Below are 20,144 nucleotides of genomic sequence, written 5' to 3' on the forward strand. Positions count from 1 at the left end.
CACCCGGTCGATCGGGTCGAAGACCGGGTGCTGCTGCCGCGTGCCGACATCGCCACCGAGACCCTGGTGGCCGGCCTGGTCGAGCTCGGCTGGGAGCCCGCCACGACGACGTGGCGGGCTCCCGTGCGTCCGGGTGGACCGGCTAGGCGGTGCGGACCGGCCGGGCGGTCACTTGTTGCCGGTCTTGAGCAGCGAGGCGACGGCCGGGCCGGCCGCGTCCACGCCGTGGCCGCCGCCCTGGACCTCGGCGGCGACCGCGAGGTTGCCGCGGAAGGCGGTGAACCAGCTGTTGGTGGTGGAGGCGCCCTGGACCTCGGCGGAGCCGGTCTTGGCCCCCGCGTTGTCGGTGATCCCGGCCATCACCTGACTGGCCGTGCCGCCGACGGCGGTGGCGTTCATCATCGCGCGCAGCTTGGCGGCGACGTCCGGCGAGATCTGCCGGGCCGCCTGCTGCTGCGGCAGGCCGGCGACCAGGACGGGCTGCTTGAAGGCGCCGCTCTGGACGGTCGCCGTGATCGAGGCGATGGCCAGCGGGTTCATCTGGACCTTGCCCTGGCCGATGTAGTTCATCGCCTGCTCGTCCTTGCTGCCCGGGGTCGCCGGGATCTTGCCGTCGGCGTTCGGCAGGCCGGTCTTCCACTCCAGGCCGATGCCGTACACGTCCTTGGCGGTGCCGGACAGCGTCTCGGGCTTGAGGCTGGTCAGGCCCTGGTTGATGAAGGCGGTGTTGCAGGACACCATGAAGTCCTTCTGGAGCGTGTAGTCCGGGAAGGCGCCGGGGAAGTCGTTCGGGATCGCCACCGGGTTGCTGCTCTTCTCCGGGCAGGCCACCGGGGAGTCCGGGCCGAGGCCGGCCTCCAGCAGGGCCGTCGAGGTGACGATCTTCATCGTCGAGCCGGGGGCGAGCAGGCCGGTGAAGGCCCGGTTCTGGCCGGTGGCCGGGGCGTTGGCGAAGGCCAGCACCTGGCCGGTGCTCGGTTCGATGGCGACGATGGAGCCCTGCTTGCCGCCCAGGTCGGTCATCGCCTTCTCGGCGGCGGCCTGGAGGGTGTTGTCGATGGTCACCTTGAAGGGCTTGCCGGGCTTGGGCTCGACGATGGTGAACAGCTTGTCCGCGGCGGTCTTGCCGGCCGGGTCGGTGATCACCACCGCGCTGCCCGCGTCCTGGTCCTTGTTCGGGTCCGGCGGCAGCAGCTTGTGGGCGTTGTCCTGGAGGGTGGCCAGCAGCGCCGGGGTGAGCGAGGCGCCCTGCAGCGCCTTGCCGTTGCGGTCCACCACGGTGGACGGCGGGGCGAAGACCTGCTGGGTGGCGATGGTCTCGTTGCCGGACAGGTGCGGGTGGATCACCGAGGGCGCCCAGTGCACGGCCGGGGTGTTGTCGCTCATCTTCACGACGCCGAGGAAGCCGTTGTAGTCCCAGACCCGGCTGGTGCCGGCGAACTCGGCCCGGGCCTTGAAGCCCATCAGCACGCCGGTGGGCCCGGCCGGGGCGGTGGCGGACGGCGAGTCGGTGGCGCCGGGGGTGGCGCCCGCGGTCGGGGTCGCGGAGGCCGCGCCGGTGGGCTTGGCCGGGGTCGGGGTGCCGGTCGCCGAGGCGAAGGCCTGCGGGGTGGCCGGGCCGGCCGGGGTCAGGGTCAGCGCGCTCGGCTTCACCTGGTCCTTGAAGGCCGTCAGCGCCGTGGTGGCCGCCGCCGGGTCGTCCGTCAGCGAGGCCGCCTTGGCGATGTCGCCGGAGGCCCAGGCCGCCAGGAAGTCCTTCGCACCGTTCGCCGCCTGATCGGCCGAGGGCGGCTCGGCGACCACGGTGCGGGGCTTCTTGTCGCCCGAGGACCCGGAGTCCGAGCCGCCCACCAGGCTGTAGGCCCCGTAGCCGCCGCCCGCGAGGACGGCGATGGACACGCCGGTGATGATGCCGATCTTCGCGCCACTGCGCATGGTGCAAATCCCCCAGGGGTCTCGCGGCCGGGCGCAACCGGCGGGGCCGGAAACGCGGTACGCCCCCCACCCTAGGCAGGCGGGATCGGTGCGCCGACGAAAGGCCGGGGACTTGTGACGGATCTGGTACGTGTCGTGGACCGGGTACGGACGGTTCGAGGGGAGTGTGTGCGGGCCGCTCAGATCCAGCTGGTGAACCACATCCGGTTGCGCCACTGCTCCAGCGGGATGGTCTGCGCGGTGAACAGCGGGAAGAAGTACAGGAAGTTCCAGATGATCAGCAGCACCAGCAGCCCGGCCGCGGCCGAGCCGATGATCCGGCGGTCCCGGGAGGCGCCGGCCGGCCCGATCAGCGCGCCGATCAGCATCGTCACGGCGAGCACCAGGAACGGGACGAAGACCACCGCGTAGAAGAGGAAGATCGTCCGCTGCTGGTAGAGGAACCACGGCAGGTAGCCGGCGGCCAGGCCGCACAGCAGCGCGCCGGCCCGCCAGTCCCGGCGGAACGCCCACCGCCACAGGCAGTAGACCAGCGCCAGCACGGCCGTCCACCACAGCAGCGGGGTGCCGATGCCCAGCACCTCGCGGGCGCAGTCGGCGACGGTGCAGCCGTTCTGGCCGAGCTTGGGGGACTCGTAGTAGAAGGAGACCGGTCGGCCCAGCACCAGCCAGGACCACGGGTTCGACTGGTAGGTGTGCGGGTCGGTCAGGTGGGTGTGGAACTCGTAGACCGTCGAGTGGTAGTGCCACAGGGCGCGCAGCCCCTCGGGTATCCACGGGTAGTCGGTGGAACGGCCGACCGCCCAGTCCCGCCCCCAGCCGCCCTGGCCGGGGGCGTTGCTGCTGGCGAACCAGCCCCACCAGGAGGCCAGGTAGACGGCCACCGACACCACGACGACCGACACGAAGGCCGGCACCACGTCCCGGGCCAGCACCGCCAGGTACGGGCGGGGGGCGCCGGCCAGCCGGCGGGCGCCGACGTCCCACAGCACCGTCAGCACGCCGAAGGCCGCCGCGACGTACAGGCCGCTCCACTTGGTGGCGCAGGTCAGGCCGACGCAGACGCCGGCCGCGATCCGGTACGGGCGCCAGCCCAGGCTGAGCCGCTGGGCGAGCAGCGGGTTCTCGACCCCCCCGAGCTTCGCGGCGAACCGGGCCCGGGTGCGGTCGCGGTCCAGCAGCAGGAAGCCGAAGGCGGCGAGCATCCAGAACATCACGACGAGGTCGAGCAGGGCGGTCCGGCTGAGCACCAGGTGCAGGCCGTCGACCGAGAGCAGCAGCCCGGCCACGCAGCCCAGCAGGGTGGAGCGGAACATCCGGCGGGCGATCCGGGCCAGCACCAGCACCGACAGGGTGCCGAGCAGGGCCACCGCGAAGCGCCAGCCGAAGGGGTTCATGCCGAACAGCTGCTCGCCCGCGCCGATGATCCACTTGCCGACCGGAGGGTGCACCACGTACGACGGCGTCGGGCGGTACGGCACGGCCGCGCCCGGCGTCATGATCGTCGTGTTGGCGTCCTCCGGCCAGTTGATCTCGTAGCCGCCGTGCCAGAGCGCGTAGGCGTCCTTGGCGTAGTACGTCTCGTCGAAGATGATCGCGTGCGGCTGGCCGAGGTCCGTGAACCGCAGCAGCCCGGCGAACACCGCCACCGCGACCGGGCCCAGCCAGCCGGACCAGCGGCACAGGAAGTACCAGAGGCCCTGCGGCAGCCGCAGGCCCAGGCGCAGCAGCAGCGGGGACTGCGGGACGTCGGGCGCCGTCACCCGGGGGCCGTCCGGCATCGGCGGGACGAGGCGCTCGGTGAGCGTGCCGGTCGGGCGGGCCCGGTAGCCGTACCCGGCCAGGCGCTCCCGCCAGCCGACGGGGGACTCGGGTGAGCGGGGGGACGGCAGGCCGACACCGCCCTGCGCGGAGTGGTCCGTACCAGTGGGCGTCTGCGCCGCCGTGTCGCCGTTCATCCGCCACATCGTAGGGGCGCTCCTCGTACGTGTGAGCGGTCCCTCGGAAGCTGCCCGAATCGTCACCAAAGCTCCGGGGGCGGTGGAGCTGCGAAGATGGGGCCGTGACAGGAGTACTGGTTCTCGCAGGCACCCCCATCGGCGACGTCTCGGACGCCCCGCCCCGGCTGGTCAACGAACTGGCCACGGCGGACGTCATCGCCGCCGAGGACACCCGGCGGCTGCGCCGGCTCACCCAGGCGCTCGGGGTGACCCCGGCCGGGCGGGTCGTCTCGTACTTCGAGGGCAACGAGGTCGGCCGCACCCCTGAGCTGGTCGAGGCGCTGCTCGGCGGCGCCCGGGTGCTGCTGGTCACCGACGCCGGGATGCCCTCCGTCTCCGACCCCGGCTACCGGCTGGTGGCGGCCGCCGTCGAGGCGGACGTGAAGGTCACCGCGGTGCCCGGGCCGTCCGCGGTGCTCACCGCGCTGGCGCTGTCCGGCCTGCCGGTCGACCGCTTCACCTTCGAGGGCTTCCTGCCGCGCAAGACCGGCGACCGGGCCCGGCAGCTGGCCTCGATCGCCGCCGAACCGCGCACCATGGTCTTCTTCGAGGCACCGCACCGGATCGCCGAGGCGCTGGCCGCGATGGCCGGGGCCTTCGGGCCGGAGCGCCCGGCCGCCGTGTGCCGCGAGCTCACCAAGACCTACGAGGAGGTCAAGCGCGGGCCGATCGGCGAGCTGGCGGCCTGGGCGGCGGACGGCGTCAAGGGCGAGATCACCGTCGTGGTCGCGGGCGCCCCGCCGGCCGCGCCCCGGGAACTGACCCCGGCCGAGCTGGCCCGGCTGGTGGCCGTCCGGGAGGAGGCCGGGGAACACCGCAAGGAGGCCATCGCGGCGGTCGCGGTCGAACTGTCCGTGCCCAAGCGGGAGGTCTTCGACGCGGTGGTCGCGGCGAAGAAGGACGGTCCGAAGGACGGCCCCGAAGGGGCTGCGAAAAAGGGGTGAATTCCGGGGGTTGCGTGGCGGGCGGGGAGTCGTACCTTGGAGTGAAGGCCCGGCTAAACGCCCGCTGAGCTGAAGGTTCGACCCCGGATTCCGGTTCGCGACGCGCCCTTTGTATAGGGCTCGCCAACCCGCTTCCAAGTCTTCACAAGAAGGGCGTCAGCCAGGGCGGTACGGGCATTTCCTTGAACGGAAAGACCCAGCCGGGCGAGGGCCCGACGGGCACTGGGAGTTGGCTATGAGCGACACGATCGGTAGCCCCCGCAGTGGCAACGCGCTGAGCGCCCCCGGCCTGGCGGGGCGGGCGCACACCCCCGTCGAGACCGTGCGGGAGGCCTACTCCTTCGCCTGCCTGCGCTGCGGGTACGGCTGGGAGCAGGCGTACGACATCGAGCACCACGTGGCCCAGGACGGCCACATCGTGTTCGAGTACCACGCCAACGGTGTCCGGGTGCCGTCCCCGCTGCTCAAGCCGACCTGCCCGGGATGCGGTGGACACACCGTCCGGATCATGCGCGAGGGCCGGGTGGCCGTCGCGGACCAGCCCTGGCAGCACGCCCCCGGCTACCCGGCGCACGCCGAGCCGGCCGGGGCGACCCCGGTGTCGGGGACGGCCGAGCCGCAGGGACGCTGGGCCCGGTTCTGGTCGCGGCTCCTGGGCTGACCGGGCCGACGGGCCCGGGGAGCGCGACCGGGGCCGCCCGCCGCGAGCAGTGCGGCGGGCGGCCCCGCAGTACGCCTGGAGGCTGAGGGCCCGGCCGGGTGCCGGGGTAATCCGGTCGAGGGGTGCGTTCGGGCCCGACTAAGCTTTCCGACCATGGCGGCCACTGCAGACCACAGCACCACCGGGGCGAGCACCCCGGCGTACTACGTTTCCACCCCGATCTACTACGTCAACGACCGTCCCCACCTGGGCCACGCGTACACCACCGTGGCGGGCGACGTCCTCACCCGCTGGCACCGCCAGCGCGGCGAGAAGGTGTGGTACCTGACCGGCACCGACGAGCACGGTCAGAAGATCATGCGGACCGCCGAGGCCAATGGCGTCAGCCCGCAGGAGTGGTGCGACAAGCTGGTCGAGGAGGCCTGGAAGCCGCTCTGGCAGCACCTGGAGATCGCCAACGACGACTTCATCCGCACCACCCAGGAGCGGCACACCGACCGGGTGCAGGAGTTCGTCCAGGAGCTGTTCGACAAGGGCGAGATCTACAAGGGCGGCTACTCCGGCCCGTACTGCGTCGGCTGCGAGGAGTACAAGCTCCCGAACGAGCTGCTCGACGGCGCCACCGAGGACGAGAAGCTCTGCCCGGTCCACAAGAAGCCGGTCGAGTGGCTGGAGGAGGAGAACTACTTCTTCCGGCTCTCCGCCTACGGCGAGCGGCTGCTGGAGTTCTACGCCGCCAACCCCGACTTCATCCAGCCGGCCTCGGCCCGCAACGAGGTGCTGCGCTTCGTCGAGCAGGACCTCAAGGACCTCTCGATCTCCCGCTCCACCTTCAGCTGGGGCATTCCGCTGCCCTGGGACGAGAAGCACGTCCTCTACGTCTGGGTCGACGCGCTGCTGAACTACATCACCGCGGCCGGCTACGGCAGCGACCCGGAGCGCTTCGCCGAGCTCTGGCCGGCCTCCGTCCACCTGGTCGGCAAGGACATCCTGCGCTTCCACGCGGTGATCTGGCCGGCCATGCTGATGGCCGCGGGCCTGCCGCTGCCCAAGCGGGTCGTCGCCAACGGCTGGCTGATGGTCGGCGGCGAGAAGATGTCCAAGTCCAACCTGACCGGCATCGCGCCCACCGACCTGACCTCGCACTTCGGCGTCGACGCGTACCGCTACTACTTCCTGCGGGCGATCCCGTTCGGCACGGACGGCTCGTTCTCCTGGGAGGACTTCACCGCCCGCTACACCTCCGAGCTCGCCAACGACTTCGGCAACCTGGCCTCCCGGGTCGCCGCGATGGTCGGCAAGTACTTCGGCGGGGCGCTGCCCGCCTCGGCCGCGCACGGCGAGGCCGAGCAGGCCGTCGCGGACGGGCTGGCCGCGGCCGTCGCCGCCGCCGACGCCAAGATCGGCGAGGAGCTGGACTTCGCCGGCGGCCTCGCGGCGATCTTCGAGTTCGTCAAGCAGGTCAACGGCTACCTCACCACGCAGGAGCCGTGGAAGGTCGCCAAGGACGAGTCGGCCGAGGGTCAGGCCCGACTGGCCACCATCCTCTACACCGCCGCCGAGTCGCTGCGCGGCACCGCCGTGCTGCTCAACCCGGTGATGCCGTCCACCGCCGAGAAGCTGTGGGCCTCGCTCGGTGCCGCCGAGGGCCTCGGCGCGCTCGCCGACCAGCGCGTCGCCGCCGCCGGCGACTGGGGCCGGCTGCCCGCCGGTGCCACCGTCACCAAGGGCGACATCCTGTTCCCGCGCCTCGAAGAGAAGCCGAGCGCCTGATGCCCGCCAAGGACGACGACCGGTCGACCCCGCCGCCGCTGCCGGAACCCCTGGCCGTGGCGGTGGCCGACTCGCACACCCACCTCGACATGCAGGCCGGCACCCCGGCCGAGGGGCTCGCCCGGGCCGCCTCGGTCGGCGTCACCACGGTCGTGCAGGTGGGCTGCGACGTGCCCGGCTCGCGCTGGGCCGCCGAACTGGCGGCCGAGTACGAGCAGGTGCACGCGGCCGTCGCCCTGCACCCCAACGAGGCGCCGCGGATCTTCCTCGGCGACGCCGACGGATGGTCCGGCCGGCAGCGGCTCGCGGGCGGCCGGGCGGCGCTGGACGAGGCGCTCGCCGAGATCGACGCGCTGGCCGCGCTGCCGCAGGTCCGCGCCGTCGGCGAGACCGGCCTGGACTACTTCCGCACCGGGCCGGAGGGCGTGGAGATCCAGAAGGAGTCGTTCCGCCGCCACATCGAGATGGCCAAGCGGCACGGCAAGGCGCTGGTCATCCACGACCGCGACGCCCACGAGGACGTCATCGCCGTCCTGCTGGCCGAGGGCGCCCCGGAGCGCACCGTCTTCCACTGCTACTCCGGCGACGCCGAGATGGCGAAGACCTGCGCCGAGCACGGCTGGTACCTCTCCTTCGCCGGCCCGGTCACCTTCAAGGCCAACCAGCCGCTGCGCGACGCGCTCCTCGCCACCCCGCTCGACCGGATCCTGGTCGAGACCGACGCCCCCTTCCTCACCCCGCACCCGTACCGGGGGCGGCCGAACGCGCCGTACCTCATCCCGGTCACGGTCCGCTCGATGGCCGCCACCCTGGGGCTGCACGAGGACGAGCTGTCGACGGCGATCGCGGCGAACACGGCGCGGGCCTTCGGGTACTGAGCGGGGTCGAACGGACTTACGGTTCAGGGGAAACGGTTCGGCACTCTCGCGGCGCTGTGATGCTGGTTAGCATGAGTGCAGTGAGGGAGGTGGCGATGACCGCCGAGCCGATCGACTGGAAGCTTCCGCCGTCCCAGGGCTGGACGTACGAGCAGGCTCAGGATTTCGACCTGCCGTTCGAATGGGATCTGGTGGACGGAGTCATCGTGGTCCGGGGGCAGACGAACTTCTGGCACGACCTGGTGCGCTCGGGGCTGGAACGAGGGCTGTTCGCCGCACGTGTCGAGCCCTGCGCCGTCCTGCCGGAGCGGTGCATGCTGCTGGACGAGAGCAACACGGCCAAGCCCGATGTGGTGGTGTTCGACAAGACCGGGCTGGATGTCTTCGAGCTGGACTGTCTGCCGGTCGGGTCCGTAGTGCTGGCGGTCGAGGTCGTGTCGTACGGCACCCGGGTCAACGACCGCTTCGCCAAGCCCGGCCTGTACGCGGAGAAGGGGATTCCCTACTACTGGCGGGTCGAGCGCGGCGTGGACGACCTGCCGATCGTCCACGAGTTCCACCGGGACGACGAGAAGGGCGTCTACCTGCCCGTCGCCCAGCACGAAGGGGTGCTCCGGACGTCCGTGCCGTACCCCGTGGAGATCGACCTCGCTGAGGTCGTCGAACTCTGAGACCCTCACGCGCCCGTATCCTTGGCGCGTGAGCACCACCGACCCCACCCCTGACAGCCACCTGCTGGGCGCCGCCGACATCCGGGAGCTGGCGGCCGCGTTCGGCGTGAAGCCGACCAAGCAGCGCGGGCAGAACTTCGTCATCGACGGCAACACCGTGCGGCGGATCGTCCGCGCCGCCGAGGTGACGGAGCAGGACACGGTGGTGGAGGTCGGGCCCGGGCTCGGCTCGCTCACGCTGGCGCTGCTGGAGGTCGCCCGGCACGTCACCGCGGTCGAGATCGACCCGGTGCTCGCCCAGCACCTGCCGGACACCGTCGCGGCCCGGATGCCCCGCAAGGCGGACTCCTTCGACCTGGTGTTCAGCGACGCCATGGAGGTCACCGAGCTGCCCGGCCCGGCGCCCACCGCGCTGGTCGCCAACCTGCCGTACAACGTGGCCGTGCCCGTCCTGCTGCACATGCTGGCGACCTTCCCCAGCATCGAGCGGACCCTGGTGATGGTGCAGAGCGAGGTCGCCGACCGGCTCGCCGCCAAGCCCGGCAACAAGGTGTACGGCGTCCCGTCGGTCAAGGCCAACTGGTACGCCGAGGTGAAGCGGGCCGGCGCGATCGGGCGGAACGTGTTCTGGCCCGCCCCCAACGTCGACTCCGGGCTGGTCTCGCTGATCCGCCGCGACCCGCCGAAGACCACCGCCAGCCGCGCGGAGGTGTTCGCGGTGGTCGACGCCGCGTTCGCCCAGCGCCGCAAGACCCTGCGCGCCGCGCTGGCCGGCTGGGCCGGCTCCGCCGCCGGGGCCGAGCAGGCGCTCGCGGCCGCCGGGATCGACCACAAGCTGCGGGGCGAGATGCTGACGGTGGAGCAGTTCGCCGCGATCGCCGAGCACAAGCCCGTCGCGGCCGCGGCTCCGGCCGAGCCTGCCGCGCCCGCCACGTCTGCCACGTCTGCTGAGGACGACGAGTGATCACCGTACGGGTACCGGCCAAGGTCAACGTCCAGCTCGGGGTCGGCGGACTGCGCGCCGACGGGTTCCACGACCTGGCCAACGTGTTCTTCGCGGTCGCCCTGGGCGACGAGGTCACGGCCACCCCGGGCGAGGGCGTCACGCTCAGCTGCTCCGGACCCGATGCGGGCGCCGTCCCGCTCGACGACAGCAACCTCGCCGCCCGCGCCGCCCGGCTGCTCGCCGCCCACCACGGGATCGCCGACCCGGGCGTGCACCTGCACATCGCCAAGGCCATCCCGGTCGCCGGCGGCATGGCCGGCGGCAGCGCCGACTGCGCCGCCGCGCTGCTCGCCTGCGACGCGCTGTGGAAGCTCGACACCCCCCTCGCCGCGCTGCTGGAACTGGCCGCCGAACTGGGCTCCGACGTGCCGTTCGCCCTGCTCGGCGGCGTCGCGCTGGGCCGCGGCCGGGGCGAGATCCTGGAGCCGGTCACCGTCTCCGGCACCTTCCACTGGGTCTTCGCGGTCGCCGACGGCGGCCTGTCCACCCCCGCCGTCTTCCGCGAGTGCGACCGGCTGCGCGAGGAGGCCGGCACCGGCTCCAGCGACGTCCACGTGCCCACGCCCGACGCCGACCCGGCGCTGCTCGCCGCCCTCGCCGACGGCGACGCCGTCGCCCTGGCCACCGCGCTCACCAACGACCTCCAGCCCGCCGCGCTCTCCCTGCGCCCCGCGCTGGCCGCCACCCTGCGGGCCGGCACCGAGGCCGGCGCGCTCGGCGCCCTGGTCTCCGGCTCCGGGCCGACCTGCGCCTTCCTGGTCAAGGACGCCGAGGCGGCCGCCGTCGTCGCCGAGGCGCTGCTGGCCTCCGGCACCTGCCGGGCCGCGCACGCCACGTACGGGCCGGTGCCGGGGGCGTCGGTGCTGCCGTAAAGCGGTCGTGAGGCGGTGCGGGTGCCGCCTCGGGGTGGTGAGGGTGCTGTCTCCGGGCGGTGCGGGTGCCGCCTCGGGGCGGTGCAGGTGGCGTCTCGGGGCGGTGAAGGTGCGGCGGCCCGCCCATTAGGCTGGGGTGATCGGGGCGTCCCCGAGAGCGGGGCGGGCTGGGCCCGCCCCCGACCGCCGAACCCAGGAGCGCAGCACACGTGGCCGTCAACCTCGCCACCATCGAGTCCGTCACGAAGGTCTACGGCACCCGCGCCCTGCTGGACGGTGTGAGCCTGGGCGTGAGTGAGGGCGACCGGATCGGCGTCGTCGGCCGCAACGGCGACGGCAAGACCACCCTGATCCGGATGCTCGCCAAGCTGGAGGAGCCCGACGGCGGCCGGATCACCTGGAACGGCGGCCTCGAACCGGCCGTCCTCACCCAGCACGACTCGCTCGACCCCGAGGCCACCATCCGGCACGAGGTCATCGCCGGCCGCGCCGACCACGAGTGGCTCGGCGACGCCCGGATCCGCGACATCATCGAAGGCCTCTTCGGCGGCCTCGACCTGCCCGGCTTCGCCGACGGCCTCGACACCGTCATCGGCCCGCTCTCCGGCGGCGAGCGCCGCCGGATCGCCCTCGCCAAGCTGCTGCTCGGCTCCCCCGAGCTGATCATCCTCGACGAGCCCACCAACCACCTCGACGTCGAGGGCATCAACTGGCTCGCCCAGCACCTGCAGAAGCGCCGCTCCGCGCTGGTCTGCGTCACCCACGACCGCTGGTTCCTCGACCAGGTCTGCACCCGGATGTGGGACGTCCAGCACGGCGAGGTGCACGAGTACGAGGGCGGCTACTCCGACTACGTCTTCGCCCGCGCCGAGCGCTCCCGGATCGAGGCCGTCGAGGAGCAGAAGCGCCAGAACCTCGCCCGCAAGGAGCTGGCCTGGCTGCGCCGCGGCGCCCCCGCCCGCACCTCCAAGCCGCGCTACCGGATCGAGGCGGCCAACGCCCTGATCGCCGACGTGCCGGACCCCCGGGACAAGAGCGAGCTGATGAAGTTCGCCAACGCCCGGCTCGGGAAGACCGTCTTCGACCTGGAGAACGTCACCGTCAAGGCCGGTCCCAAGCTGCTGCTGGAGAACCTCACCTGGCAGCTCGGCCCCGGCGACCGGATCGGCCTGCTCGGCGTCAACGGCGCCGGCAAGACCTCGCTGCTGCGCGCCATGCGCGACGCCTTCGCCAGCGAGGGCGACGTGCAGCCCGCCTCCGGCGTGATCAAGGTCGGCAAGACCGTGCGGCTGGCCTACCTGTCCCAGGAGGTCGCCGAACTGGAGCCGACGACCCGGGTGCTGCAGGCCGTCGAGCAGGTCCGCTCCCGGGTCGACCTCGGCAAGGGCCGGGAGATGAGCGCCGGCCAGCTGTGCGAGCAGTTCGGCTTCGGCAAGGACAAGCAGTGGACGCCGGTCGGCGACTTGTCCGGCGGCGAGCGGCGCCGGCTCCAGCTGCTGCGGCTGCTGATGGACGAGCCCAACGTGCTGTTCCTCGACGAGCCGACCAACGACCTGGACATCGAGACCCTCAACCAGCTGGAGGACCTGCTCGACGGCTGGCCCGGCTCGATGGTCGTCATCAGCCACGACCGGTTCTTCATCGAGCGGACCACGGACGTCGTCCACGCGCTGCTCGGCGACAAGAAGATGCGGATGCTGCCCGGCGGCGTCGACGAGTACCTGGAGCGCCGGGCCCGGATGGCCGCCGCCGCGGCGCAGGCCGCCCCCGCCGCCGCGGCCCCGGCCGTCGACGCCGGGCTCTCCGGCGGGGACCTCCGGGCGGCCAAGAAGGAGATGCAGAAGATCGAGCGGCAGATCGCCAAGCTGGACGAGAAGGAGTCCAAGCTGCACGCCCAACTCGCCGAGCACGCCGCCGACTTCTCCAAGGTCGCCGAACTGGACGGGAAGCTGCGCACCGTCCGGGAGGAGAAGGAGGAGCTGGAGATGACCTGGCTGGAGCTGGCCGAGCAGGTCTGACCTGCTTGACGTTCCCGAACTACCGCTGCCTGAGCAGGAGTTCCAACTCGTCCGCCGCACGGCCCAGCGCACTGAGCGCCGGGTCGTGCGGCACGTCGGGAGCACCGGGCACCGGCGTGGTCGGCGGCCGGTGCTCGCGGGCGGCGGCCGCCAACTCGTCCAAGGCCCGGCGGACCCGCTCGGTCTCCGCCGGATCCGGCACCCGGCCGCCGTACCGGATCTGCGCGGCGAACGCCGCCACCGCCCCGCCCAGCCGCTCCAGCGCCGCCGTGGCCGGCAGCCACTGCTCGGCCGACCGGCCCGCGGGCGGCGGCTCGGCCAGCCCCCGCCGCACCTCCTGCCGGGCGTCCGCCAGCGACCGGTAGGCCGTACGGCGCAGCCACACCTCGCCGGTCCGGTGCTCCGTCACCGCGTCCAGGTAGGCGCGCAGGGCGGTCGTCGCCGTCACCAGCCGCGGCTCGATCCGGTGCCGCGGGCGCTCCGGCCACAGCAGGTAGCCGAAGAGCAGCACGATCGCGCTCGCCAGGACCGTGTCCAGAACCCGCGGCCAGAACTCGGCCGCGCTGCTCTGCCCGCCGAGTTGGAGCAGCACCAGCGCCATCGGCGTCATCGCCACCGTGTTCAGCCCGTAGTGCGCCGCCGTCACGTACGGCAGCAGGGCCACGCACAGCGCCGCCACCGCCGTCAGCGCCCACTCCTCGGTGGTCCACGCCAGCAGTGCCGCCGTCACCGCCACGCCCAGCACCGTGCCGACCGCCCGGCTGACCGCCCGCAGGAACACCGAACCCAGATCCGGCTTCAGCACGAACGCGATCGTCATCGGCACCCAGTAGCTCTTGCTCAGCGGGTAGTTGGCCGTCACCGCCGAACCCACCGCGATGCACAGCGCCACCCGCAGCCCGTACCGGACCGACGGACCGGACCACAACCGCCCCCGCAGCCGCCACGGGTCCGGCGGCGGCGCGGGAGCCGCGGCGATCCGCGCCGGCCGGCCCGCGACGGCGTCCGCGGCGGCCCGCAGCGCCACGTCCAGGGCCTGCCGCGCCGGGGTGTCCGGCCGCCACTCGGGCACCACCACCTCGCCACCGCCGCGTCGTACCGCCTGCGCCAGCCGGTCCGGGACCGCCGCCACCTCCGGCGGCACCGGCCGCCGCGCCCACAACAGGCCCGTCGCCGCCTCGGTCGCGGTCAGCGCCGCCTCGTACACCGGGCGCAGGGCCGTCCTGCCGTGCCCGGGGAGCAGGTCCTGCCACTGGTCCAGGCGGGCCGTCAGCACCCGGCGGGACTCCGCGCCCCGCGCCGTACCCAGATCGACGAGCACCCGGCCGAGCGCCTCGTACACCGCCGCCAACGCCCGGGTGCGCGGATCGCCCGCGCGACCGGGCAGACCCAGCAGCACGACGAACGCGGCCCCCACCAGCAGCATCGGCGCCGCCGCCCACCACGGCCCCGGCAACGGCATCCCACTGCCCAACGCCGCCGACACCAGCAGCAGCATCCCCGCCGCCGACCCGCGCGGGCCCGTCGCACTCAGCGCGCCCGACACGAACGCCGTCAGCGTCAGCCCGGCGCCGAGCGCCACCGCCCCCGCGTGGGCGTGCTGCAAGGCTGTACCGATCAGCATCCCCAAGGCCGAAGCCGCCACCGCCGACCCGATCCGCGCCGTCCGCAGCCGTACCGGCTCGACGCGGTCGTTCATCGTCGCGTGCATCGCCCCCAGCCCGGCGAACACCCCCAGATCCAGCCGGTGCGCCCCCAGCCCCACCGCCAGCGGCACCGCCATCCCGACGGCCGCCCGCACCATCAACACCACCGGCACCGGCGGCCGCGCGGGCCGCACGGCCCGGGCCCACCAGGGGGTCGCACCTGGATTCGGCTTGTGTTCAGGCATGTCGTCACACGTCCGTTCTGCGGCCACGGCTCGCTGCTGAGCGACATTGCACGGCAGATGGGGCGTACCGGGGCAGTCTATCCAGCGGCCCGACCCCGGGCTGTACGTGTCAAGTTCGTACCGATCGCGCCCGCGCAGACCATGGGCCCTGCCGGGCCGACAGAGGCGATGGCTACCATGACAGAGGCGGGGGCCGCCCCCGGGGCGGGCGGTCGCACCGACCAGGACGGCACCTGCCAGAAGTTGACGGTGTGTTGCGGCACGGAAGCCCGGGAGACGCCCGGAGCGGCCGGCCGTACGGGGGAGAGGTGGATTGCTGTGGGAGAGCCGACGACCACGCCGGGCGCGGGTACGACGCCGGCACCGGGGACGCCGGACGCGACGCCGTTCATGCTGGACGGGCCGACGATCCCGCTGCCCTGGGGGCACGGGATCAAGATCGCCCCCGTGGTCAGTACCGCGCAGACGAGCGTCAGCGCAGGCGACCTGGTGGCGGCCTTCGGGAAGAACGACGTTCAGGTCGAGATCAACACCCTTACGGAGTTCGCCAAGAAGGTCGAGGCCCTGCTCGCGGCGATGGAGGGCTCGGAGGCTGCGCCGTACAAGCTCGAGGCGCAGAAGCTGACTCGGGAGAATTTCGTCAGCGGGCAGAACCCGGGGGCGTTCTCGGAAGCGGTGGCCCTGAATTCCGCCTACAACAAGGTCCACAGCCAGCTCGTCCAGCTCCACAAGGACTTCACAGCGCAGATCAAGGCGATGCAGAAGGCCGTCGTCCAGTCGGCGGGCTCCTACGGGACCAGCGACGAGAACGCGGCCGCCGACCAGAACGCGGTGGCGAGGAGCGCGGGCGTCACGGCGCCGAAGTCCAACACGAACCTCTGACGGCGGTACGGGAGAGGCTCACGGGGAAACGGGGAACAGGTCATGGCAGACGAATACAACGACATGAAGCATGCCGAACTCAAGGCGCTGGTCGACGGCACCGCGCCTGACATGCTGCTGAAGCGAGCCGGCAAGCTCCAGGACGCCGGTCGGGTTCTGACGGAACTCAGCACGGCCCTCCAGTCCCACCTCGGTACGGTCACCTGGGAGGGGCAGGCCGCTGAGAACTTCAAGACCTGGGCAGGGAACCTGTACAAGTCCGCGGCGATCATCGGTCAGCACTCCACGACCGCCGGCGGGGCGATGACTCAGGCGGGCGAAGCGCTCAGCACGGCCAAGGTCGCGATGCCCCCGATTCCCCAGCACGCGATGGACAAGGTCGCCGCTTACCAGAAGCAGACGGTACCCCCGGACGTACAGACGAAGATTTCGACGGTCGGGGGCACCGCCGACGACTACATGAAGGCGAAGCTCCAGGACGGTTGGGTCACCAAGAACGAGTACGACGCGTTCAAGGCGACGATCCAGAAGGAGCAGCAGGAGGCCGCGAAGCAGGTCGGGAACCTGGCCCAGGCGTACAGTGCGGCGACGACGACGCTGAACGGGATTCCCGCCGACGTGACGCTGCCGGGGACGCCCGATGGTGGTAGCCGAGACAGTTCGTCGACCTTCCCCACCGGTGGTGGCTCCGGGGGAGGCTCCGGCTCCGCGCTCCGTAGCCCCCGAACGACTGGCGGCAGCACCGGTGGGGGCTACGGCCAGTCCGGTGGCAGCTACGGTGGCGCCACCATGAGGCCTCGCGATCCGGCAACGGGCTGGCAGGACCCGTCCAACCCGACCCACCCCGGACCGGTTCCCCCGTACGACCGCGGCCAGCTGCCTCCGCCGCCGCAGGACCCGGGCACCCCCACCCCGCCGTCCCACCCGTCGGACCCGGTCACGCGCCCGGGTACCGGTCTCGACAGCCTCCCGACCCTGCCGGACCAGACCGCCCCGGTCGGCCCTGGTAGCGGCCCCGTGCTGCCGAGCGGCCCGAGTGGAACTCCCACTTACCCGGGTGGGCCCGGCGGCCCCGGCAGCTTGCCCGGCGTGCCGGGCAGCGGGCCGATCGCGGGTTTCCCGGGCGGGACCGGTGGTGGCTCTGTCCCGACCAGGGGCGTCGGCAGCATTCCCGGCAAGGGCGGCGGCTCGATTCCCCTGCGCACCGGCCCGTTCAGCGGCGGCTCGGTTCCCGGCAAGGCCGGCACGCCGGGGCTCCCGAGCGGAACGGTCTTCGGTCGTGAGGGCGCGGCCGGCGGTGGCCGGGTCGGAGGTTCATCCATGGGTAGTGGCATGGGTGGCATGCATCCGGGCATGGGCGGCGGCCACGGCGGTGTCGGCGGTGTCGGCGGCTCGCGTGGTCGGGGCCTGACCTCCACCCCGGGTGGAACGGTCGGTGGCCGCAAGGGCCCTGCTGCCGGTGGGGAGTTCACCCCGGGCGGTACGGGCCTGCGCAACCGTGCGGCTGCGGCGGGAGCCGCCGAGGGCGGTGCCCGGTCCGGACAGAACGGGATGATGGCCCCGGGTGCGGGCGGTCACGGCAACAGGAAGGAACGCGACCGGCGCAACCGCGCGGACTACCTCCACGAGGACGAGGAGACCTGGACCAGCGGTACGCCGCACAGCAATCCGGACGTGATTGAGTAGGACGGCAATGTCTGCCCGGTCATTGGGCCCGCCCAGTGACCGGGCAGACCTGTTCGGGGCAAGGTCTCCCAACGGAGAGATTGACTAGGAGTTGTGATGGGGCGGACGAACGCACGGGCGCCTTGGCGAGTGCTCGCCGTGGCAGCTCTGGCTGCGGGGGCGGTGCTCGGTCAGGCCGCAGTACCAGCATTTGCCGATGGTTCGATCCGTTCCAATCAATGGTATCTGGATGCCATGCACGCCTCGGAGATGTGGCAGGTTTCGAAGGGGGCGGGAGTCACCGTTGCGGTGATCGACGGGGGCTTCAAGCTCGATCATCCGGATCTGGTCGGGCAGTTTCTGCCCGGTAAGGACTTCAGTGGCAGTTCCCGTGGTGTCGGGTCCGATGCCGAAGGCCATGGCACCCAGATGGCCAGCCTCATTGCGGGAACCGGGAAGGGCCAAGGGGGGACCGGGGCCTCCGGGCTGGCTCCCGCCGTCAGGATTCTGCCACTGAAGATTGCCAATGGCTCCGAGGGTGCGTTTGATACGACGGAATTTCTCGACCAGATCGGCCAGGCCGTTGACTATGCGGTGAGCCAAGGTGCCAAGGTCATCAATATTTCGCAGGGGGTTGCCGAAGCCAGGACTTCTCCCGAAGACGTCGCCAAACTGACCCGTATCCTTGCGAATGCGCGAGCCAAGGGTTCGTTGGTGGTCTCCAGCGTGGGGAATTCTGCACAGAAGGGCAATCTGGTCGAGTACCCGGGCGCGTTGCCGAATGTTGTCGGGGTCGGGGCTGTCGACCGGACCGGGACTGTGACGGCGGAGTCCGAGACGGGGCCACAGGTTGCGCTCGTAGCCCCGGGCGAGGACATGGTTGAGGCCTGCACCTCCGACACCGGGTATTGCAAGAGCCATGGCACGTCCGATGCGAGTGCTCTGGTCTCCGCCTCGGCGGCGTTGGTGTGGTCGGTGCACAAGGACTGGTCGGCGAACCAGGTCCTGCGGGTGCTCATCAATACCGCGGGGAGGGCCAACGGCGGGACCAGTCGCACGGACGATGCGGGTTGGGGTGCGGTTCGGCCGCGGATCGCGTTGACGGATCCGGGCGATCCCGGTCCGGCGGATGTGTCGCCGCTTCCGGCTGATGCGGTGACGCCTTCGGCTGCGCCGTCGCCGTCGCCGTCGGGGGGCGCGTCGGTGCCCGCGTCTTCGTCGCCGAGCCCGGCTGGAGCTGCGGCCGCGGCGCCGACGGTGCAGCCCAAGGCGGAGGCGTCGTCCGGGGCGGGCAGTTCGCTGCCGGTCGTCGGCGGGGTCGTGGCCGGGCTGGTCGTGGTGGCCGGGGTGGTGTTCGCCGTGCTGCGGAGGCGGAAGGCGGCCGTGCCGCCGATGGGCGCGCCGCCTCTGCCGCCTCCGCCGTCGTATCAGCCGCCGGTGCCGCCGGGGGACAACCCGTACGCGCAGTAGGCGGGTTGGGGCGGATGGGCCCGGGTGTCGCGGGGGCGGCGCCCGGGCTTTTTGGTGGGCGTGGGGGGTCGGGGTGTGCGCCGGAGTCACTCGGGTGGGGGCTGGTGGGGGGTGCGGATGGTGGCGAGGGTGGCGGTATGGATGCGGAGGGTGCTTGGCGGGTTGGGCAGTTGCGGCGGGCCGCGGCTGCGGCGTTGATCGGGACGGCGATCGAGTTCTACGACTTCTTCCTGTACGGGACGGCGGCGGCGCTGGTGTTCGGGCCGGTGTTCTTTCCCGGGCTGGGTGGGGTGGGGTCGCTGTTGGCGGCCTTCTCGGTGTACGCGGTGGCGTTCCTGGCCCGGCCGTTGGGGGCGGTGGTGTTCGGGCACTTCGGGGACCGGGTGGGGCGGAAGGCGACGTTGGTGGTGTCGCTGCTGCTGATGGGCTTGGCGACGGCGGCGGTCGGGTTGTTGCCGGGGTTCGCGGTGTGGGGGTGGTGGTCGCCGGCGCTGTTGGTGGTGTTGCGGGTGTGCCAGGGCGTCGGGTTGGGCGGGGAGTGGGGCGGGGCGGCGCTGTTGATCGCGGAGAACGCGCCGCCCGGGCGGCGCGGGCGGTACGGCGGGTTCCTGCAGTTGGGGCCGTCGGGCGGGTTCGTGTTGGCGAACGGGGCGTTCCTGGCGCTTCAACTGGGCCTGGACGAGGGGTCGTTCCGGGCGTGGGGGTGGCGGGTGCCGTTCGTGGCCTCGCTGGCGCTGGTGGCGGTGGGGCTGTTCGTGCGGCTGCGCCTGGCGGAGTCGCCGTTGTTCCGGGCGGACGAGCGGCGGGAGCGTCCGCCGGTGGTGGAGCTGCTGCGGGAGCACTGGCGGCCGGTGTTGGCGGGTGGTGGGGCGATCACGGTCGGGTACGCGTTGTTCTACCTGACCACCACCTACGCGTTGGCGTACGCGACGTCCGGTCTGGGGGTGGCGAGCACGCTGGTGTTGGCGATGCTGCTGGTCGGCTCGGTGGGTGGTGCCGTGACGGTGTGGCTGAGTGCCTCGCACAGTGACCGGTGGGGGCGGCGGCGGACGATGCGGTGGGCGACGGGCCTGGTGGCGGGGTGGTCGCTGGTGCTGTTCCCGCTGTTGGAGACGGTGCGCCGGCCGTTGATGTTCCTGGCGTTGGCGGGGGCGCTGGTGGTGCTGGGGTGCCTGATGGGCCCGGTGGCGGCGTTTCTGCCGGAGCTGTTCCCGACCCGGGTGCGCTACACGGGCGCCGCGTTGACGTACAACCTGGGCGGTGTGCTGGGCGGGGGGATGACGCCGCTGGTGGCGACCCGGCTGACGGAGGAGTACGGGACGGCGCAGCCGGTCGGCTGGTACCTGGCGGTGTTGGGGCTGCTGGCCCTTGGCTGTCTGTGGCTGTTGCCGGAGACCACGGGCGCGGAGTTGGCGGCGGTGGACGGCGGACGCCGCCGGGTGCCCGTCCTGGGGACGGACCCGGCGGCGTAGCCGTGC

Annotated in this window: 15 protein-coding genes; 12 read left to right on the plus strand and 3 right to left on the minus strand. The window is 72.4% G+C overall.

Annotated features, from left to right (window positions below; translation table 11 throughout):
* Nucleotides 1–168: 168 nt before the first annotated feature.
* Together ABTY61_RS34245 and ABTY61_RS34250 are read right to left on the minus strand one after the other, a co-directional pair.
* Nucleotides 169–1,935, minus strand: coding sequence for a penicillin-binding transpeptidase domain-containing protein (locus ABTY61_RS34245; protein ID WP_350509061.1), 1,767 nt, complete (start codon nt 1,933–1,935; stop codon nt 169–171).
* A 179-nt stretch (nt 1,936–2,114) separates the two neighbouring features.
* Nucleotides 2,115–3,902, minus strand: coding sequence for a dolichyl-phosphate-mannose--protein mannosyltransferase (locus tag ABTY61_RS34250; RefSeq protein WP_502895477.1), 1,788 nt, complete (start codon nt 3,900–3,902; stop codon nt 2,115–2,117).
* Nucleotides 3,903–3,997: 95 nt separating this feature from the next.
* Between ABTY61_RS34250 and rsmI the strand changes: the two genes are divergently transcribed.
* From rsmI to ABTY61_RS34290, 8 genes are all read left to right on the plus strand, one after another.
* Nucleotides 3,998–4,879 carry a 16S rRNA (cytidine(1402)-2'-O)-methyltransferase gene (gene rsmI, locus ABTY61_RS34255; protein WP_350509063.1) on the plus strand — a complete coding sequence of 294 codons (882 nt, stop codon included), beginning with the start codon at nt 3,998–4,000 and terminating at the stop codon, nt 4,877–4,879.
* Nucleotides 4,880–5,114: 235 nt separating this feature from the next.
* Entirely contained in the window at nt 5,115–5,540 is a 426-nt protein-coding gene (locus tag ABTY61_RS34260; RefSeq protein WP_350509064.1) for a hypothetical protein, read from the plus strand.
* A 153-nt stretch (nt 5,541–5,693) separates the two neighbouring features.
* Nucleotides 5,694–7,313, plus strand: a complete 1,620-nt coding sequence (gene metG / locus ABTY61_RS34265) for a methionine--tRNA ligase (RefSeq protein WP_350509065.1) — start codon at nt 5,694–5,696, stop codon at nt 7,311–7,313.
* Nucleotides 7,313–8,191, plus strand: coding sequence for a TatD family hydrolase (locus ABTY61_RS34270; protein ID WP_350509066.1), 879 nt, complete (start codon nt 7,313–7,315; stop codon nt 8,189–8,191). The genes metG and ABTY61_RS34270 overlap by 1 nt, the downstream gene beginning before the upstream one ends.
* 71 nt (nt 8,192–8,262) lie before the next feature.
* Nucleotides 8,263–8,862, plus strand: coding sequence for a Uma2 family endonuclease (locus ABTY61_RS34275; protein WP_350509067.1), 600 nt, complete (start codon nt 8,263–8,265; stop codon nt 8,860–8,862).
* A 28-nt stretch (nt 8,863–8,890) separates the two neighbouring features.
* The gene (rsmA, locus tag ABTY61_RS34280) at nt 8,891–9,826 is read left to right on the plus strand and encodes a 16S rRNA (adenine(1518)-N(6)/adenine(1519)-N(6))-dimethyltransferase RsmA (RefSeq protein WP_350509068.1); all 936 of its coding nucleotides are present in this window, start codon (nt 8,891–8,893) and stop codon (nt 9,824–9,826) included.
* Nucleotides 9,823–10,740 (plus strand): 4-(cytidine 5'-diphospho)-2-C-methyl-D-erythritol kinase, encoded by a 918-nt coding sequence (locus ABTY61_RS34285; protein WP_350509069.1) that lies wholly within the window; start codon nt 9,823–9,825, stop codon nt 10,738–10,740. The genes rsmA and ABTY61_RS34285 overlap by 4 nt, the downstream gene beginning before the upstream one ends.
* A gap of 209 nt (nt 10,741–10,949) precedes the next feature.
* Nucleotides 10,950–12,758: an ABC-F family ATP-binding cassette domain-containing protein gene (locus ABTY61_RS34290; RefSeq protein ID WP_350509070.1), complete on the plus strand. Its 1,809-nt coding sequence runs from the start codon at nt 10,950–10,952 to the stop codon at nt 12,756–12,758.
* Between the two features lie 19 nt (nt 12,759–12,777).
* Here the strand turns inward: ABTY61_RS34290 and ABTY61_RS34295 are convergent, their stop codons facing one another.
* Nucleotides 12,778–14,649 carry an FUSC family protein gene (locus ABTY61_RS34295; RefSeq protein ID WP_350509071.1) on the minus strand — a complete coding sequence of 624 codons (1,872 nt, stop codon included), beginning with the start codon at nt 14,647–14,649 and terminating at the stop codon, nt 12,778–12,780.
* A gap of 318 nt (nt 14,650–14,967) precedes the next feature.
* Between ABTY61_RS34295 and ABTY61_RS34300 the strand changes: the two genes are divergently transcribed.
* The 4 genes from ABTY61_RS34300 to ABTY61_RS34315 all read left to right on the plus strand — a co-directional run bounded on the left by ABTY61_RS34300 (nt 14,968) and on the right by ABTY61_RS34315 (nt 20,138).
* Nucleotides 14,968–15,531, plus strand: coding sequence for a DUF2563 family protein (locus ABTY61_RS34300; RefSeq protein ID WP_350509072.1), 564 nt, complete (start codon nt 14,968–14,970; stop codon nt 15,529–15,531).
* Between the two features lie 42 nt (nt 15,532–15,573).
* Nucleotides 15,574–17,217 (plus strand): WXG100 family type VII secretion target, encoded by a 1,644-nt coding sequence (locus ABTY61_RS34305; protein ID WP_350509073.1) that lies wholly within the window; start codon nt 15,574–15,576, stop codon nt 17,215–17,217.
* Nucleotides 17,218–17,355: 138 nt separating this feature from the next.
* Complete coding sequence (gene mycP, locus ABTY61_RS34310) at nt 17,356–18,666, plus strand: type VII secretion-associated serine protease mycosin (RefSeq protein ID WP_350509074.1); 1,311 nt, start codon at nt 17,356–17,358, stop codon at nt 18,664–18,666.
* A 137-nt stretch (nt 18,667–18,803) separates the two neighbouring features.
* Complete coding sequence (locus tag ABTY61_RS34315) at nt 18,804–20,138, plus strand: MFS transporter (RefSeq protein ID WP_350509075.1); 1,335 nt, start codon at nt 18,804–18,806, stop codon at nt 20,136–20,138.
* The last annotated feature ends 6 nt before the right edge of the window (nt 20,139–20,144 follow it).

This window comes from Kitasatospora sp. NPDC096128 (assembly GCF_040303105.1).
Lineage (GTDB): Bacteria > Actinomycetota > Actinomycetes > Streptomycetales > Streptomycetaceae > Kitasatospora.

What these genes read in the sequence shown, in the direction of transcription:
- ABTY61_RS34245 (WP_350509061.1), bottom strand. Translation starts at nt 1,935, where the DNA reads ATGCGCAGTGGCGCGAAGATCGGCATCATCACCGGCGTGTCCATCGCC.
- ABTY61_RS34250 (WP_502895477.1), bottom strand. Translation starts at nt 3,902, where the DNA reads ATGTGGCGGATGAACGGCGACACGGCGGCGCAGACGCCCACTGGTACG.
- ABTY61_RS34260 (WP_350509064.1), top strand. Translation starts at nt 5,115, where the DNA reads ATGAGCGACACGATCGGTAGCCCCCGCAGTGGCAACGCGCTGAGCGCC.
- metG (WP_350509065.1), top strand. Translation starts at nt 5,694, where the DNA reads ATGGCGGCCACTGCAGACCACAGCACCACCGGGGCGAGCACCCCGGCG.
- ABTY61_RS34270 (WP_350509066.1), top strand. Translation starts at nt 7,313, where the DNA reads ATGCCCGCCAAGGACGACGACCGGTCGACCCCGCCGCCGCTGCCGGAA.
- ABTY61_RS34275 (WP_350509067.1), top strand. Translation starts at nt 8,263, where the DNA reads ATGAGTGCAGTGAGGGAGGTGGCGATGACCGCCGAGCCGATCGACTGG.
- ABTY61_RS34295 (WP_350509071.1), bottom strand. Translation starts at nt 14,649, where the DNA reads ATGCCTGAACACAAGCCGAATCCAGGTGCGACCCCCTGGTGGGCCCGG.
- ABTY61_RS34305 (WP_350509073.1), top strand. Translation starts at nt 15,574, where the DNA reads ATGGCAGACGAATACAACGACATGAAGCATGCCGAACTCAAGGCGCTG.
- ABTY61_RS34315 (WP_350509075.1), top strand. Translation starts at nt 18,804, where the DNA reads ATGGATGCGGAGGGTGCTTGGCGGGTTGGGCAGTTGCGGCGGGCCGCG.